At 63.9% G+C, this 15,140-nt stretch carries 13 protein-coding genes; 11 read left to right on the top strand and 2 right to left on the bottom strand.

Annotated elements, in window-relative coordinates; translation table 11 throughout:
* The first annotated feature begins 70 nt into the window (after positions 1 to 70).
* From NP534_RS13365 to rarD, 3 genes are all read left to right on the top strand, one after another.
* Entirely contained in the window at positions 71 to 835 is a 765-nt protein-coding gene (locus NP534_RS13365) for a TOBE domain-containing protein (protein ID WP_274099004.1), read from the top strand.
* A 69-nt stretch (positions 836 to 904) separates the two neighbouring features.
* Complete coding sequence (locus tag NP534_RS13360) at positions 905 to 1,879, top strand: serine/threonine protein kinase (RefSeq protein WP_274099003.1); 975 nt, start codon at positions 905 to 907, stop codon at positions 1,877 to 1,879.
* Positions 1,880 to 1,943: 64 nt separating this feature from the next.
* Complete coding sequence (gene rarD / locus NP534_RS13355; RefSeq protein WP_274099002.1) at positions 1,944 to 2,831, top strand: EamA family transporter RarD; 888 nt, start codon at positions 1,944 to 1,946, stop codon at positions 2,829 to 2,831.
* Positions 2,832 to 3,078: 247 nt separating this feature from the next.
* On the opposite strand, the gene NP534_RS13350 is transcribed toward rarD, so the two are convergent.
* Positions 3,079 to 3,597, bottom strand: a complete 519-nt coding sequence (locus NP534_RS13350; protein WP_033703100.1) for a glycine cleavage system protein R — start codon at positions 3,595 to 3,597, stop codon at positions 3,079 to 3,081.
* A gap of 453 nt (positions 3,598 to 4,050) precedes the next feature.
* Here NP534_RS13350 and NP534_RS13345 point away from each other — a divergent pair, with 453 nt between their 5' ends.
* Positions 4,051 to 6,228 (top strand): malate synthase G, encoded by a 2,178-nt coding sequence (locus NP534_RS13345; RefSeq protein ID WP_274099001.1) that lies wholly within the window; start codon positions 4,051 to 4,053, stop codon positions 6,226 to 6,228.
* 43 nt (positions 6,229 to 6,271) lie between these two features.
* Here the strand turns inward: NP534_RS13345 and NP534_RS13340 are convergent, their stop codons facing one another.
* Positions 6,272 to 6,715 carry a response regulator gene (locus NP534_RS13340; RefSeq protein WP_274099000.1) on the bottom strand — a complete coding sequence of 148 codons (444 nt, stop codon included), beginning with the start codon at positions 6,713 to 6,715 and terminating at the stop codon, positions 6,272 to 6,274.
* Positions 6,716 to 6,903: 188 nt separating this feature from the next.
* Here NP534_RS13340 and NP534_RS13335 point away from each other — a divergent pair, with 188 nt between their 5' ends.
* The 7 genes from NP534_RS13335 to NP534_RS13305 all read left to right on the top strand — a co-directional run bounded on the left by NP534_RS13335 (position 6,904) and on the right by NP534_RS13305 (position 15,088).
* Positions 6,904 to 8,841, top strand: coding sequence for a putative nucleotidyltransferase substrate binding domain-containing protein (locus NP534_RS13335; protein WP_095065455.1), 1,938 nt, complete (start codon positions 6,904 to 6,906; stop codon positions 8,839 to 8,841).
* Positions 8,838 to 9,548 (top strand): 3'-5' exonuclease, encoded by a 711-nt coding sequence (locus NP534_RS13330; RefSeq protein WP_274098999.1) that lies wholly within the window; start codon positions 8,838 to 8,840, stop codon positions 9,546 to 9,548. The genes NP534_RS13335 and NP534_RS13330 overlap by 4 nt, the downstream gene beginning before the upstream one ends.
* 173 nt (positions 9,549 to 9,721) lie before the next feature.
* Positions 9,722 to 10,240 carry an RNA polymerase sigma factor gene (locus NP534_RS13325; protein ID WP_047583689.1) on the top strand — a complete coding sequence of 173 codons (519 nt, stop codon included), beginning with the start codon at positions 9,722 to 9,724 and terminating at the stop codon, positions 10,238 to 10,240.
* Positions 10,237 to 11,193, top strand: a complete 957-nt coding sequence (locus NP534_RS13320; protein ID WP_186658574.1) for a FecR domain-containing protein — start codon at positions 10,237 to 10,239, stop codon at positions 11,191 to 11,193. The genes NP534_RS13325 and NP534_RS13320 overlap by 4 nt, the downstream gene beginning before the upstream one ends.
* 118 nt (positions 11,194 to 11,311) lie before the next feature.
* Positions 11,312 to 13,747 carry a TonB-dependent siderophore receptor gene (locus NP534_RS13315; protein ID WP_274098998.1) on the top strand — a complete coding sequence of 812 codons (2,436 nt, stop codon included), beginning with the start codon at positions 11,312 to 11,314 and terminating at the stop codon, positions 13,745 to 13,747.
* Positions 13,748 to 13,802: 55 nt separating this feature from the next.
* The gene (locus tag NP534_RS13310; protein WP_033703108.1) at positions 13,803 to 14,915 is read left to right on the top strand and encodes a PepSY-associated TM helix domain-containing protein; all 1,113 of its coding nucleotides are present in this window, start codon (positions 13,803 to 13,805) and stop codon (positions 14,913 to 14,915) included.
* Positions 14,912 to 15,088, top strand: coding sequence for a hypothetical protein (locus NP534_RS13305; RefSeq protein ID WP_274098997.1), 177 nt, complete (start codon positions 14,912 to 14,914; stop codon positions 15,086 to 15,088). The genes NP534_RS13310 and NP534_RS13305 overlap by 4 nt, the downstream gene beginning before the upstream one ends.
* The last annotated feature ends 52 nt before the right edge of the window (positions 15,089 to 15,140 follow it).

Here is a 15,140-nt window from a genome sequence, read left to right as displayed (position 1 = left end):
AGGGCCATGCAACCAATCAGGGCCATGCTATAAAGCAACGACCTTGCGTCAACGACTGATTACCTTACCCATGTCTCTACCCGCCCTGCTCACCCAGCACATCGCCCGCCGCCCGCAACGCATCGCCCTGCTCCAGCACATCGCCGAACAAGGCTCGATCACACGCGCCGCCAAGGCCGCAGGCGTCAGCTACAAAGCCGCCTGGGACGCCATCGACGAGCTCAACAACCTGGCCAGCCAGCCCCTGGTCGAGCGCAGCACCGGCGGGCGTGGTGGCGGCGGCGCACGCCTGTCGGTCGAAGGCGAACGCGTGCTGCGTCTTTATCAACGCCTGCAGGCCCTGCAGGCACAAATCCTGGAAGCGGCCGAAGAGTCCAGCGACCTCGACCTGCTCGGGCGCCTGATGCTGCGCACCAGTGCGCGCAATCAGCTGCAGGGCAAGGTCAGCGGTCTGCGCCGTGAAGGCCGGCATGATTGCGTAAGCCTGGCGCTGGGCGGTGGCCTGGAGATCGAGGCGCTGATTACCCACGACAGCACCGCACGCCTGGAGTTGACCCTGGGGGCAATGGTGGTGGCGTTGCTCAAGGCCGGGTGGGTGCAACTGCTGGGGGATGACGATGACGCCGACGCGAGCAGCAACTGCCTCAAGGCAACGGTGGAACACGTGCTGGCGGACGCTGACGGGCCCAGCGAAGTACGGCTGGCGCTGGGCAATGGGCAGACATTGTGCGCGTTCGCCGAAAAGGCGTGGTTGACGCGCAATCGGATTCAAACGGGCAGCCAGGTACGGGCACAGTTCCATCCTTCTTATGTGCTGCTGGGGGTGCCGGTGTAGCTTGGCCGCACCGTTTGGCAAGGTGGAATGCGTTACCATGGCTGCACGCCGCCTATCCCCGGAGCCACCATGTCACACCCCTTCGTCACCCTCACCCCCGACTTGGTCCTGGACGCCGTGGAAAGCATCGGCTTCCTCAGCGATGCCCGGATCCTGGCACTGAACAGCTACGAAAACCGCGTCTACCAGGTGGGCATCGAAGATTCACAACCACTGATCGCCAAGTTCTACCGACCTGGCCGCTGGAGCAACGAAGCGATTCTTGAAGAACACCGCTTCACTGCCGAGCTTGCCGACTGTGAAGTGCCCGTGGTCGCGCCTCTGCAGCACGACGGCCGCACACTGTTCGAGCACCAGGGTTTTCGCTTCACACTGTTCCCCCGCCGTGGCGGCCATGCACCGGAACCCGGCAACCTCGACCAGCTCTATCGCCTCGGCCAGTTGCTCGGCCGCCTGCACGCCGTTGCCGCGACACGGCCGTTCGAGCATCGCGAAGCGTTGGCTGTGGACAACTTCGGCCACGCCTCCCTGCAAACCCTGCTGGAAGGCAACTTCGTCCCGCGCGAATTGCTGCCCGCCTTCGAGTCCGTTGCCCGCGACCTGCTGAAACGGGTCGAGGATATCTACGCGCGCACCCCACACAAGGTGATGCGCCTGCACGGCGACTTGCACCCGGGCAACCTGATGCATCGCGACGAGGTGTATCACGTGGTCGACCTCGACGACTGCCGTATGGGCCCGGCGGTGCAGGACCTGTGGATGATGCTCGCTGGCAGCCGCGAAGAACGCCTCGGCCAACTGGCAGAGCTGATCGACGGCTACAACGAGTTCCACGACTTCGACCCGCGCGAGCTGCCCTTGATCGAGCCGTTGCGCGCCTTGCGCCAACTGCACCACAGCGCGTGGCTGGCGCGGCGCTGGGACGACCCGGCATTCCCGCGAAGCTTCCCGTGGTTCGGCCAGCCGCGCTACTGGGGCGACCAGATTCTCGCGCTGCGCGAGCAGATGGCAGCGCTCGATGAACAACCGCTGAAATTGTTCTAGAAGTGCGCTGACCTCTGTCTACAATAGGCGTCGCTTTATTTAGCTACCTAAGCAAGGATTCTGCATGCACGCCGCAAACCCGCAACGCGGGTACATCCTGGGCCTCAGTGCCTACATCATCTGGGGCCTGTTCCCTCTCTATTTCAAAGCGATCCAGAGCGTGCCGGCGGTGGAAATCATCGTCCACCGGGTGCTCTGGTCGGCCCTGTTCGGCTCGCTGCTGTTGCTGGTATGGAAGCACCCCGGCTGGTGGCGCGAACTGCGCGACAACCCGCGCCGGCTGGCCATCCTGGCGCTGAGCGGCGCGCTGATCGCTGGCAACTGGCTAACCTATGTCTGGTCGGTGAACAACGGCCGCATGCTCGAAGCCAGCCTTGGCTACTACATCAACCCGCTGATCAACGTGCTGCTGGGCATGCTCATCCTCGGCGAGCGCCTGCGCCGCCTGCAATGGCTGGCAGTGGCCATGGCGGCGGTGGGCGTGGCCCAGCAGGTATGGCAGGTCGGCAGCCTGCCCTGGGTCTCGCTGGTACTGGCGCTGACCTTCGGCTTCTATGGGCTGATCCGCAAGCAGGCGCCCGTGGCAGCGTTGCCGGGCCTGGTGGTGGAAACCTGGATGCTGGTGCCCCTGGCCCTTGGCTGGCTGTTGCTGCACCCCGCCGCGATGAGCGCGCAGGGCGCGTTCTACACCAGCAGCGAAGCGTTGTGGTTGATGGCGGCAGGGCCGGTAACGTTGGTGCCGCTGGTGTGCTTCAACGCTGCCGCACGCCATCTGCCGTATACCACGCTGGGCTTCCTGCAGTACCTCGCCCCGACCCTGGTGCTGCTGCAGGCGGTGCTGCTGTTTGACGAACATTTGTCGTCGAGCACCTTGGTGGCGTTCATGTTCATCTGGGCGGGTTTGGCGATATACAGCGTCGATGCCTGGCTGAATTTGCGCAAGCGCGCCTGATCAAAAAATAATCAAAACTTTGCAGGCCACGCGGGTCGTGGCCTGCAGAGACATCTCCAGAGGTTATCCACACCCTCGTCCCCGTGCTTTGTGCACAAGCTGCTGAATTCTGAGTGTTTTTTGATCAAACCTTTGCAGGCCTTGATGCGCGTGGGCTGGAGAGGTGCGCCCCCAGGTTATCCACAGGGCCGTACCTGTAAAACGGGGGATAACCCTGAGGCCGCAAAGCGGCCCCAGCCGTCGCGGATCACTCCTCAGCCCGCAGCTCCAACTCCACCATCAAATCATCCGCCAGGCTCTCCAACCGCTGCTGCAGTTCGTCCAGCGACAAGGTCAACGGCAGCGCCAACAATGCATTGGCATGAAACAACGGCTCACTGCTCATCGGTGCAGGCCGCACTTCAGTGGTAAAGCGCTCCAGGTTCACCCCAAGCTCGGCCAGCAGCCGGGTGATATCGCGCACGATCCCCGGCCGGTCATTACCCACCAGCTCCATGGCGATCGGCTTCCACGTGCACGACGGCTCGATGCCGCTCTCGGCAATCAACACACGAATATCGTAGCGGGCCAGGGCCTGCAGCGACGCGACCAGTTCTGCATAATTTTCCGCCGGCACCGCCACCCGCAGGATGCCGGCGAACTGCCCGGCCATGCGCGACATGCGGCTTTCCAGCCAGTTACCGCTGTGGTCGGCGATGCATTGGGCAATGCGTTCGACCTGGCCGGCCTTGTCAGGGGCAATCACAGTGAGTACAAGATGATCCACAAGCCCTTCCTCTGTGTCGAACCGCGCTGGGCGGCGATAAACCGGGGGATCGATTGAGTATAGGCAAGGCGCGGCAACCTGCCGCAGGGCAATCGACATGACTAATCGTGTACTGTTTCAAGATTTATCTGGAACAATCCACCTGTTTTTTGCGAACATACCAATTCCCAGCGTGACCATACGCGACCAACGGGTCGCACAACGACGCTTTTAGTCTGATTTTGCCCCGCCTACTGCTTCATGTAGTATCCCGTGGCGCGGACTACAAAACGTCGTTTGGATGTCTGCCAAGGCGCCTGTGAAAATACGCACACTGCCCGCCAGCCCGTCTGGCAGGCCGCACCCAGCCGCCCTCGGGTTCATCCGACCTGGGCACGCACTGGTGCCGTGTTTAGAGAAGCGCTACAGGCTTAATACAGAAGAGCGAAATAGCTGAGCAGAGTGAGGCAAGCAATGACTGGATACGTTCAAGTCGGTGGCCTTCAGGTCGCCAAGGTCCTGTACGACTTCGTGAACAACGAAGCCATGCCCGGGACCGGCATCGTCGCCGAGCAGTTCTGGGCAGGTGCAGAGAAGATCATCAATGACCTCGCTCCAAAGAACAAAGCCCTGCTCGCCAAGCGCGACGAGCTGCAAGCCAAGATCGACGCATGGCACCAGGCACGCAAAGGCCAGGCCCATGACGCCGTAGCCTACAAAAGCTTCCTCCAGGAAATCGGCTATCTGCTGCCACAAGCCGACGATTTCCAGGCCACCACGCAGAACGTGGACGAAGAAATCGCCCGCATGGCCGGCCCACAGCTGGTAGTGCCGGTGATGAACGCCCGCTTCGCCCTGAACGCCGCCAACGCCCGTTGGGGTTCGCTGTACGACGCCCTGTATGGCACCGATGCCATCAGCGATGAAGGCGGCGCCGAGAAAGGCCAGGGTTACAACAAAGCCCGCGGCGACAAGGTTATTGCCTTTGCCCGCGCCTTCCTCGACGAAGCCGCGCCGCTGGCTGCAGGCTCGCATGTCGACTCCACGGCCTACAGCATCAAGGACGGCAAGCTGGTCGTCGCCCTCAAGGGCGGCAGCAACAGCGGCCTGCGTGACGATGCCCAGCTGATCGGCTACGTCGGCGATGCCACCGCGCCGACCTCCGTGCTGCTCAAGCACAACGGCCTGCACTTCGAAATCCAGGTCGATGCCAGCACCCCGGTTGGCAGCACCGATGCCGCCGGCGTCAAAGACATCCTGATGGAATCGGCACTGACCACCATCATGGACTGCGAAGACTCGGTCGCGGCCGTGGACGCCGATGACAAAGTCATCGTCTACCGCAACTGGCTGGGCCTGATGAAAGGCGACCTGGCCGAAAGCGTGAACAAGGGTGGCAAGACCTTCACCCGCACCATGAACCCAGACCGCGAATACGCCGCGCCAAACGGTGGCACGGTCACCCTGCACGGCCGTTCGCTGCTGTTCGTGCGCAACGTTGGCCACCTGATGACCAACCCGGCGATCCTCGATGCCCAGGGCAACGAAATCCCCGAAGGCATCCAGGACGGCCTGTTCACCAACCTGATCGCCCTGCACAACCTCAACGGCAACACCAGCCGCAAGAACACCCGTACCGGCAGCGTCTACATCGTCAAGCCGAAGATGCACGGCCCTGAAGAAGTGGCCTTCGCCGCTGAAATCTTCAGCCAGGTCGAAGACCTGCTGGGCATGCCGCGCAACACCGTCAAGGTCGGCATCATGGACGAGGAGCGCCGTACCACGGTCAACCTCAAGTCCTGCATCAAGGCCGCTGCCGAGCGCGTGGCGTTCATCAACACCGGCTTCCTCGACCGCACCGGTGACGAAATCCACACCTCCATGGAAGCCGGCGCCGTTGTGCGCAAGGGCGCCATGAAGAACGAGAAGTGGATCGGCGCCTACGAGAACAACAACGTCGACGTCGGCCTGGCCACCGGCCTGCAAGGCCGTGCGCAAATCGGCAAAGGCATGTGGGCCATGCCCGACCTGATGGCTGCCATGCTCGAGCAGAAGATCGCCCACCCGCTGGCCGGTGCCAACACCGCCTGGGTACCTTCGCCGACCGCCGCTACCCTGCATGCCCTGCACTACCACAAGGTCGATGTGCAGGCACGTCAGCGCGAGCTGGCTACGCGCACCCCGGCTTCTGTCGACGACATCCTGGCCATCCCGCTGGCCGCCGACACCAACTGGTCGGCCGAAGAGATCCGCAACGAGCTGGACAACAACGCCCAGGGCATCCTTGGTTACGTGGTTCGCTGGATCGATCAGGGCGTGGGTTGTTCGAAGGTGCCGGACATCAACAACGTCGGCCTGATGGAAGACCGCGCCACCCTGCGCATCTCGGCCCAGCTGCTGGCCAACTGGCTGCGCCACGGCGTGGTCAACGAGGCGCAGGTGCTGGAAAGCCTCAAGCGCATGGCGGTGGTGGTCGACCAGCAGAACGCTGGCGACGCCCTGTACCAACCGATGGCGCCGAGCTTCGACGACAACGTCGCGTTCCAGGCGGCCGTGGAGCTGGTGATCGAAGGTGGCAAGCAGCCGAACGGTTATACCGAGCCGGTACTGCACCGTCGCCGTCGCGAGTTCAAGGCGCGTAACGGGTTGTAAGTAACATTTGCGTACGGGGGCCGCTTTGCGGCCCCTCTACCCATCACCCAATCTTCAGTTCTTTCTTCACCAGCTCCAGCAGTTTCCCCAGGTCCACCGGCTTGAGCAAAAAGTCGACCACCCCCAGGTGCATCACGTCCACCGCCTCCTTCACATCGGTGTCGCCCGACACCACGATGATCGACAACGCCGCCCGCTCCGACTCGCGAATCTGCCGAATCAGCTCCAGGCCATCCTTGGGCTCCATGCGCAGGTCGGTGATCATCAAGGCGATCCTCGGCTCGTAATGCAGCTTGAACATCGCCTCCTGGGCCCCGTCGGCCGTCATGCAGTCGATGCCTCTGCTTTTCAGGTACAGGCTCAAGGCCTCGCTGTTCACTGGGTTGTCGTCCACCACCAGTACCACAGGCTTGGGCGCAATAGGCGCCACCAGCCCGGCCAGTGCCTCGCGTTCGGCGTCACTCAGGATGTCGTCATGCTCAACCATGGTCGTCTCGTCAAAAAAAGTCTTGCTCACCGGTAAGACCGCGCCTTGCGATATTGATCACACGCCGCCCATAGACTTACGTCCAATGGGCACCACACCTCAGCCAGCCGACCATGGGGACCGAGAACAACAAGGCCGGCACCTATATATAGATATATATAGTTCGGCGTAGCGATACGGTCAGTGTCATGAGTAAAAAGGACGCCTACAGCCAGGCGGGCAGGACGGCTGTGCTGCAGAACATACAAGGTACGTTGCAGTTTCTGCAGCGCTTCCCACCCTTCAACCAGATGGAGCACAGCCACCTGGCGTATCTGGTCGAGCAGTGCCAGCTGCGTTTCTATGCCAGTGGCGAAAGCATCGTCAAACCCGCCGACGGCCCGGTCGAGCACTTCTACATCGTCAAACAAGGGCGCGTGGTCGGCGAACGCCAGCACCTGGTCAAACCCGGTGTGGAGACCACCTTCGAGATCACCAGCGGCGAGTGCTTCCCCCTGGCCGCCCTGCTTGGCGAACGCGCCACCCGCACCGAGCACCTGGCCGGTGAGGACACCTTCTGCCTGCAACTGAACAAGGCCGCGTTCATCCGCGTGTTCTCCCTGTCGGAGGCCTTTCGCGACTTTGCCCTGCGCGGGGTCAGCAGCCTGCTCGACCAGGTCAACCAGCAGGTGCGCCAACGCGCCGTGGAAACCCTCGGCACCCAGTACTCGCTGAACACCCCCCTGGGCGAGCTGGCCATGCGTCACCCGGTGGTGTGCAACCCCGACACGCCGCTGCGCGACGCCGTGCGGCTGATGCACGAGCAGCAGGTCGGCAGCATTGTCGTGGTCGACCCCCAGCGCTACCCGATCGGCATCTTCACCCTGCGTGACCTGCGCCAGGTGGTGGCGGGCGCGGATGCCGACCTAGGCGCGCCCATCGACCGGCACATGACCGCCAGGCCGTTCTACCTCAGCCCGCAGGCCAGTGCCTTCGATGCCGCCATGGCCATGACCGAGCGGCATATCGCGCATGTCTGCCTGGTGGACAACCAGCGCCTGTGCGGGGTGGTTTCCGAGCGAGACCTGTTCTCCCTGCAACGGGTCGACCTGGTGCACCTGGCGCGTACCATCCGCCATGCCCCGCGCCTGGACACCCTGGTGTCGCTGCGCGGTGAGATCAGCCAGCTGGTCGAGCGCATGCTCGCCCATGGCGCCTCGTCGACGCAGATCACCCAGATCATCACCTTGCTCAACGACCACACGGTCTGCCGGGTGATCGAACTGGCCATAGCCGAACGCGGCGACCCAGGCGTGCCGTTCAGCTGGCTGTGCTTCGGCAGTGAGGGACGGCGCGAGCAGACCCTGCACACCGACCAGGACAACGGCATTCTGTTCGAGGCCCGCGACAGCGCCGAAGCTGACGCGATCCGTGCCCGCCTGCTGCCCCTGGCGCAGTACATCAACCAGTGCCTGGCGCAGTGCGGCTTTACCCTGTGCAAAGGCAATGTCATGGCAGGCAACCCGGCGCTATGCCTGTCACGCGGCGAATGGGCGCGGCGCTTTGCAGGGTTCATCCGCGAGGCAAGCCCCGAAAACCTGCTGGGTTCGAGCATCTATTTCGACCTGCGCGTGGTCTGGGGTGACGAGCAAGGCTGTGAACAACTGCGCCAGAGCCTGCTGGCCCAGGTCGCCGACAACCGCATTTTCCAGCGCATGATGGCCGACAACGCCTTGCGCCAACGCCCACCGGTGGGCCGCCTGCGCGAATTCGTGCTGACCCGCCAGGGCAACGACAAGGCCGCCACCCTCGACCTCAAGGTGCAGGGCCTGACGCCCTTCGTCGATGGTGCGCGCTTGCTGGCCCTGGCCAACGGCATCGGCGCCTGCAACACCCTCGAACGCCTGCGCCAGCTGGTGCAAAAGGGCATCATCGAACCACTCGACGGTGCGGCTTACGAAGAGGCCTACCACTTCATCCAGCAGACCCGCATGCAGCAGCACCAGCGCCAGACCCGCGATAACCTGCCCTACTCCAACCGCGTCGACCCCGACAGCCTCAACCACCTGGACCGACGCATCCTGCGTGAGTCGCTGCGCCAGGCCCAGCGCCTGCAAAGCAGCCTGGCCTTGCGGTACCAGCTATGAGCCTGTTCGCCTGGCTGCGCCCCAGCCTGCCCACGCTGGACGACACTGCGCGCCAACGCCTGGCGCAGTTGCCCAAGCCGGCTGCGCTGGGGGTGTGCACGTTGCGCGAGCAGCGCTGGGTGGTGCTGGACCTGGAAACCAGTGGCCTCAACCCCAACCGCGACCAGGTCCTGTCGATCGGTGCCGTGGCCATCGAGGACGGTGCCATCGACTTTGCCCAGCAGTTCGAACGCACCCTGTACCGCCCCACCCAGAAGACCAACGCCAGTGTGCTGATTCACGGGCTAGGGCCCAGTGCCCTGGCCGCGGGCTGCGACCCGGCCGAGGCGTTGATCGACCTGCTCGACTTCATTGGCGACAGCCCGGTGCTGGCGTTCCATGCGCCTTTCGATCAGCGCATGCTGGCGCGGGCGCTGAAGGAAAGCCTGGGCTATCGCCTGCAGGTGCCGTTCCTGGATGTGGCTGAACTGGCGCCAATGCTCAACCCCGACACGGTACTGCGCGAAGCCGGGCTGGACGACTGGGTCGCCCGCTTTGGCCTGCAGGTTGAAGAGCGCCACCATGCCAGCGCTGATGCCCAGGTCACCGCCGAGCTGGCGTTGATCCTGTTCAGCCAGGCACGCCGCCAGCAGCTCGACAGCCCGTTGCAGCTTGAGCAGCGGTTGCGCGGGTGGCGGCGGCGTGCGGCGCAGAGTCACGGTTTGTAGGGCTTGGGTGTTGTTGCGCTCGATCTGTTAGGCGCTGAATCATCCAAACCATGCGCCTGGAAGCCCCGCCATGGTGGCAATCCGATAAGCGTCCATTGCGCCGCGCCCCCCGCCTCTGCAACAATCGCGAATAATTATCGTTAGTTAATGCATTCGTTCCGGGGGGACGCTGCTTGTCTTCTGCACACAGCCCACACGCCGAGCTGGTCGGTGCGCTTTACCGCGATCACCGCAGCTGGCTGCTCGCCTGGCTGCAACGCAGCATGGCCTGCCGCCAACGTGCCGAAGACCTGAGCCAGGACACCTTCGTGCGCCTGCTAGGCCGTGAGCAACTGGACACGCCCCGCGAGCCACGCGCATTCCTGGCCGCCGTGGCCAAGGGGCTGCTGTTCGACCACTTCCGCCGCGCCGCACTGGAGCAGGCCTACCTGGCCGAACTCGCCCACCTGCCGGAAGCCGAACAGCCTTCCCCCGAAATCCAGCACCTGATTCTCGAAGACCTCAAGGCCATCGACCGCCTGCTTGGCAAGCTGTCGAGCAAGGCCCGTGCGGCCTTCCTGCACAACCGCCTGGACGGCATGGGCCACGCCGAAATCGCCGAGCGCCTTGGTGTTTCGGTCTCGCGGGTACGTCAGTACATCGCCCAGGGCATGCGCCAGTGCTATGTGGCCTTGTACGGGGAGCCGACGTGAACGGTTCACCCGTCTCGTCGCGGGTGCTGGATGCAGCCATTGCCTGGAAGCTGAGCCTGGACCAGGGCAGCGGCACGCCAGATGAACGCAGTGAATTCATGCGCTGGCACGCTGCCAGCGAAGAGCATGCCCGCGCCTGGCGCCAGCTGGGTTGCCTCGACCAGCGCGTAAGCGCCGCTGCCGGGCCCGCGCGCCAGGCGCTGTTGCAATCGCGCGCCGGCTTGCGCCGGCGCATCGGCAAGGTGGGCGGAGGCCTGGCGGGCATGTTCCTGCTGGGTTCGTTGCTGGCCTGGGTCGGCGCCCCGTCGCTGTCAGCGCACTACTGGCTGGCCGACCAACGCACCGCCACCGGCGAGCTGCGCACCCTGCGTCTGGAAGACGGCACCTTGCTGAGCCTGAACACCCACACAGCGGTGGACATCGACTACGCAGGCGCGCAACGGGTCATCGTGCTGCACCAGGGTGAAATCTCGGTCGAGACCGGCCACCAGGACCCCCGCCCATTGCTGGTACGCACCGACGACGGCCGCCTGCGCCCGCTGGGCACGCGCTTTCTGGTGCGCCGTGAGGCCAACGGAACACGCCTGGAGGTGCTGCAGGCCTCAGTCGCGGCCATGCCGCTGAACAGTGGTGACGAACAGGTATTGCGCGAAGGCCAGCAGGTACTCATGGATGCCAACGGCCTCGGCCAGGTCGGCACGGTCGACGTCGGTGCCGATGCCTGGACCCGCGGCATGCTGGTGGTAGACAACGTACGCCTGGCTGACCTGGTCGCTGCCCTCGGCAAGTACCGCAGCGGCCACCTCGGGGTGGCAGACGAAGTTGCCGACCTGCGTGTTACCGGCAGCTTCCCGCTGACCGACATCGACCTGGCCCTGGCATCGCTGGTGCCGGCATTACCGGTGAAGATCGAGCGGCATACTCCTTGGTGGGTAACGGTTCAGCCCCAGTAGTAGCGGCCTGTGGCCGCGCCTGCAAAAAATCCCGCTTTTTTCATGACACCCCCCTGTCACTTTTGAAATCTCGCTCGGCAAGGAAGCAGTAAGCACTTATCCGTCGAGGAGCCGCTGCATGTCCCGTACTGTCGATCGTATCCTGCGCCCCAGCCTGATGGCCCTGGCCATTGGCCTGGCTGCGCCGTTGGCCAGCCCTGCCCTGTTCGCCGCCGAGCAATCCGCCCTGCGCGCCTACGACCTGCCCAGCGCCCCCCTGGCCAGCACCCTCAACCAGATCGCCAGCCAGTCGGGCATCGCCCTGGCCATCGACCCAGCACTGGTCAGCGGCCGCACTTCGGCGCCCGTCACCGGCCAGTACGACGGCATCGGCGCCCTGCAGGCCGCCCTGCGCGGCAGCGGGTTGCAGTTGCAGCAGAGCAGCGTCGGCAGCTACAGCCTGGTGGCGACGCCTGAAGGAACGCTCGCATTGCCGGAGACGGCGATCAATGCGAATGCGGCCTACGAAAGCGCCTGGGGCCCAGTGGAAGGCTACACCGCCACACGTACCGCAGCAGGCAGCAAGACCGACACGGCCATCGCCGAATTGCCGCGCTCGGTCAGCGTGATCACCCGTCAGCAAATGGAAGAGCGCCCCGTCCTCAGCCTCAACGACGCACTGCGCTATACCGCTGGGGTACAAAGCAGCGGCTACGGCTCCGATTCGCGCAGCGATTGGCTGCTAGTGCGTGGCTTCGTACCCACACAATTCCTCGACGGCCTGCCCTTGCCCAAGGGCAACTACGCTTCGCCGAAAATTGAGCCCTGGAACCTTGAGCGTATTGCCGTGCTGCGTGGCCCTGCGTCCTCGGTCTACGGCCAAACCCCGCCCGGCGGCCTGCTTGACATGACCACCCGCCGGCCAGAGCTGGAAGCCAGCCACGAGGTGGAAGCCCAGGTCGGCAGCAATAATCACCGGCAGATTAATTTTGACAGCACGGGCAAGGTCGATGACAGCGGCCAGTTCGTGTACCGGGTAAGCGGCACCGTGCGCGACAGCGGTACCCCGATCGACCATATTCCAGACAAGCGCTACAACATCGCCCCCAGCCTGACCTGGAACATCAACGACGTTACAAAACTGACCTTCATTACCCAGTACACCCGCGACGATACCGGCATTACCGGTCAGTTCCTGCCACTGCAGGGCACCAAGCTGGACAGCCCAGCGGGCAAGATCTCCCACCACAAGAACCTGGGCGATCCAGACTGGGAATCGTACGACCGCACTTACTACCACCTGGGCTATGCGTTCGAGACGCGCTTGAGTGATGTGTGGCAGTTCCGTCAGAACCTGCGTTACGCACGCAACGAACTGGACTTCAAGGGTATTACCGCCGGTGGGTCGATCTGGCCAGCCGGGCCAGATGAGGCCGTGAGCGCCGACGGCACCGTGCAACGCACCGCAGGTATCGTCGAAGAGGACATCTCGCAGTTCGCCTTGGACAACAACTTCCAGGCCGACTTCCAGACGGGCGCAATCAGTCACACCGTGCTGCTGGGCCTCGACCACCAACGCTCGACCAGCGATGCCCGCTGGCGCTGGGGTTCCGCTGGCGTACCGCCGAGCAACATCCACAATCCGGTGTACGGCCAGGATTTCTCCAACGTCCAGTACTTCGACATGTATGACTACACACAGAAGACCCAACAGACCGGTCTCTACGTGCAGGACCAGATGGCATTGGACAACTGGCGCCTGACCTTGGGCGGTCGTGAAGACTGGGTGCACACCGGCACTACCTTCCATAACCAGGGCGACGCCACCAATACCCAGCGTGACAAGCAGTTCAGCGGCAACGCGGCCCTGAGCTATGTGTTCGACAACGGCTTGACGCCGTACCTGTCCTACGCCGAGTCGTTCCAGGCAGCAACAGGTGCTGCGGTCAACAGTACCGATGCGTTCAAGCCCACCGAAGGCAAGCAGTACGAGTTAGGTATCAAGTATCAGCCCCCCGGCAGCAAGAGTCTGTTCACTGCGGCAGTGTTCGACCTGACCCAACAGAACATGTCGGTCACCGAAGGTGGCGTGACCCGCCAGGTAGGTGAAGTCAGAGTCAAGGGCCTGGAGCTCGAAGCCACCTCCGACGTCACCGAGAACCTCAAACTGGTAGGTTCTTACACCTACAACGACAGCGAGATCATCAAAGGCAACGACGGAGAGAAAGGCAAGCGTATGGCGCAGGTGCCACGCAACCAAGCCACCGCGTGGGCCGACTACACCTGGCACGAGGGAGCGCTCGACGGCTTTGGCGTAGGCGTTGGTGTGCGCTATGTGGGCGATACCTACGGCAACACCACCAATACCGACTGGGGCCATGTTGGGTCGTACACAGTCTACGACGCGTCGGTGCATTACGATCTGGGCCGTCTCAACGGCACGCTCAAGGGCGTGACGGTGGCCGTCGATGCGAAGAACCTGTTCAACAAGGACTACCTGTCGACCTGTGACGGTTACTACTGCTACTACGGAGACGAACGCAACGTGGTGGCCAGCGTCAATTACAAGTTCTGAGTCGCCCGGGCTGCTGTGCAGCCCCAGGTTTCATCAGACGAGAAACGGTACCGTGATGAAAAGCTCAACCATCCGCCGCTGGTCCGCGATCCACACCTGGAGCAGCCTGGTCTGCACCCTGTTCCTGCTGTTGCTGGCCCTGACCGGCCTGCCGCTGATCTTCCACCACGAACTGGAGCATCTGCTCGGCGATGCCCCCGAGCTGCGCGAGATGCCCGCAGGCACCCCGCACCTCGACCTGCAGCAGCTGGTACTCAAGGCCGAGCAGCATCGCCCCGGCGAAGTGATGCAGTACTTCGGCTACGACGAGGACGAACGCAACGGCGTGGTGGCGATCACCGCCGCCACCGCAGGCACCGAGCCCAATTCGTCACACACCTTCATGCTCGACGCCCGCACCGGCGAAGCTGTCGCCATGCCCGCCGCCAACGGCGGCTTCATGATGGTCATGCTGCGCCTGCACGTGGACATGTTCGCCGGGCTGCCCGGCAAGCTGCTGCTGGCGTTCATGGGTGTGCTGTTCGTCGTGGCGATCATCTCTGGCACCGTGCTCTACGCGCCGTTCATGCGCCGCCTGGATTTCGCCACGGTGCGCCACGACAAATCCCGCCGCCTGCGCTGGCTCGACCTGCACAACCTGATTGGCGTGGTGACCCTGGCCTGGGCGCTGACCGTTGGCGTCACCGGGGTGATCAGTGCCTTGTCCGACCTGGTGATCGCCGCCTGGCGCAACGACAGCCTGGCCGCCATGGTCGCGCCCTACCGTGACGCCCCGCCGCTCACCGAGCGCGCCCCAGCCAGCCGCCTGCTGGACATCGCCGGGCAGGCCGCGCCCGGTATGCGCCCGGACTTCATCGCCTTCCCCGGCACGCGGTTCTCCAGCGAGCACCATTACGCCGTGTTCATGAAGGGCGCCACTCACCTGACCTCGCACCTGCTCACCCCCGTGCTGATCGATGCGCGCACCCTGCACGTGACGGCAGTGGGCGAACGCCCGTGGTACATGGACGCCATGGGCCTGTCCCAGCCACTGCACTTCGGTGACTACGGCGGGCGCCCCATGCAGATTCTCTGGGCGGTGCTGGATGTGCTGACCATCATCGTGCTCGGCAGCGGCCTGTACCTGTGGCTAAGCAAGCAGCGCAAAGCCCGGGAGGTGCGGGCATGAGCCACGCCTCTCGATCATCCTGGCGGATCTTCGCCTGGCCGGCCGCCATCAGCGTACTCGGTGCCGCCGGCCTGTTTGCCGCCTTGCTGGGTGACGGTGCCTGGGACGCCCTGGCCTGGCTGGGCCTCGGCGTGCCCGCCATCCTCAGCCTGCGCGGGCTTTGCGGTCGATAACCGGCTACCGCTCCGGCCCTTGCCCTGGGCCCTAACGTTGCGGCTCCCTTAA

The sequence above is a fragment of the Pseudomonas sp. 39004 genome, assembly GCF_028682155.1.
GTDB lineage: Bacteria > Pseudomonadota > Gammaproteobacteria > Pseudomonadales > Pseudomonadaceae > Aquipseudomonas > Aquipseudomonas capeferrum.
Note: the sequence above shows the minus strand (reverse complement) of the source record. Positions and strands in the feature narration are given on the sequence as shown.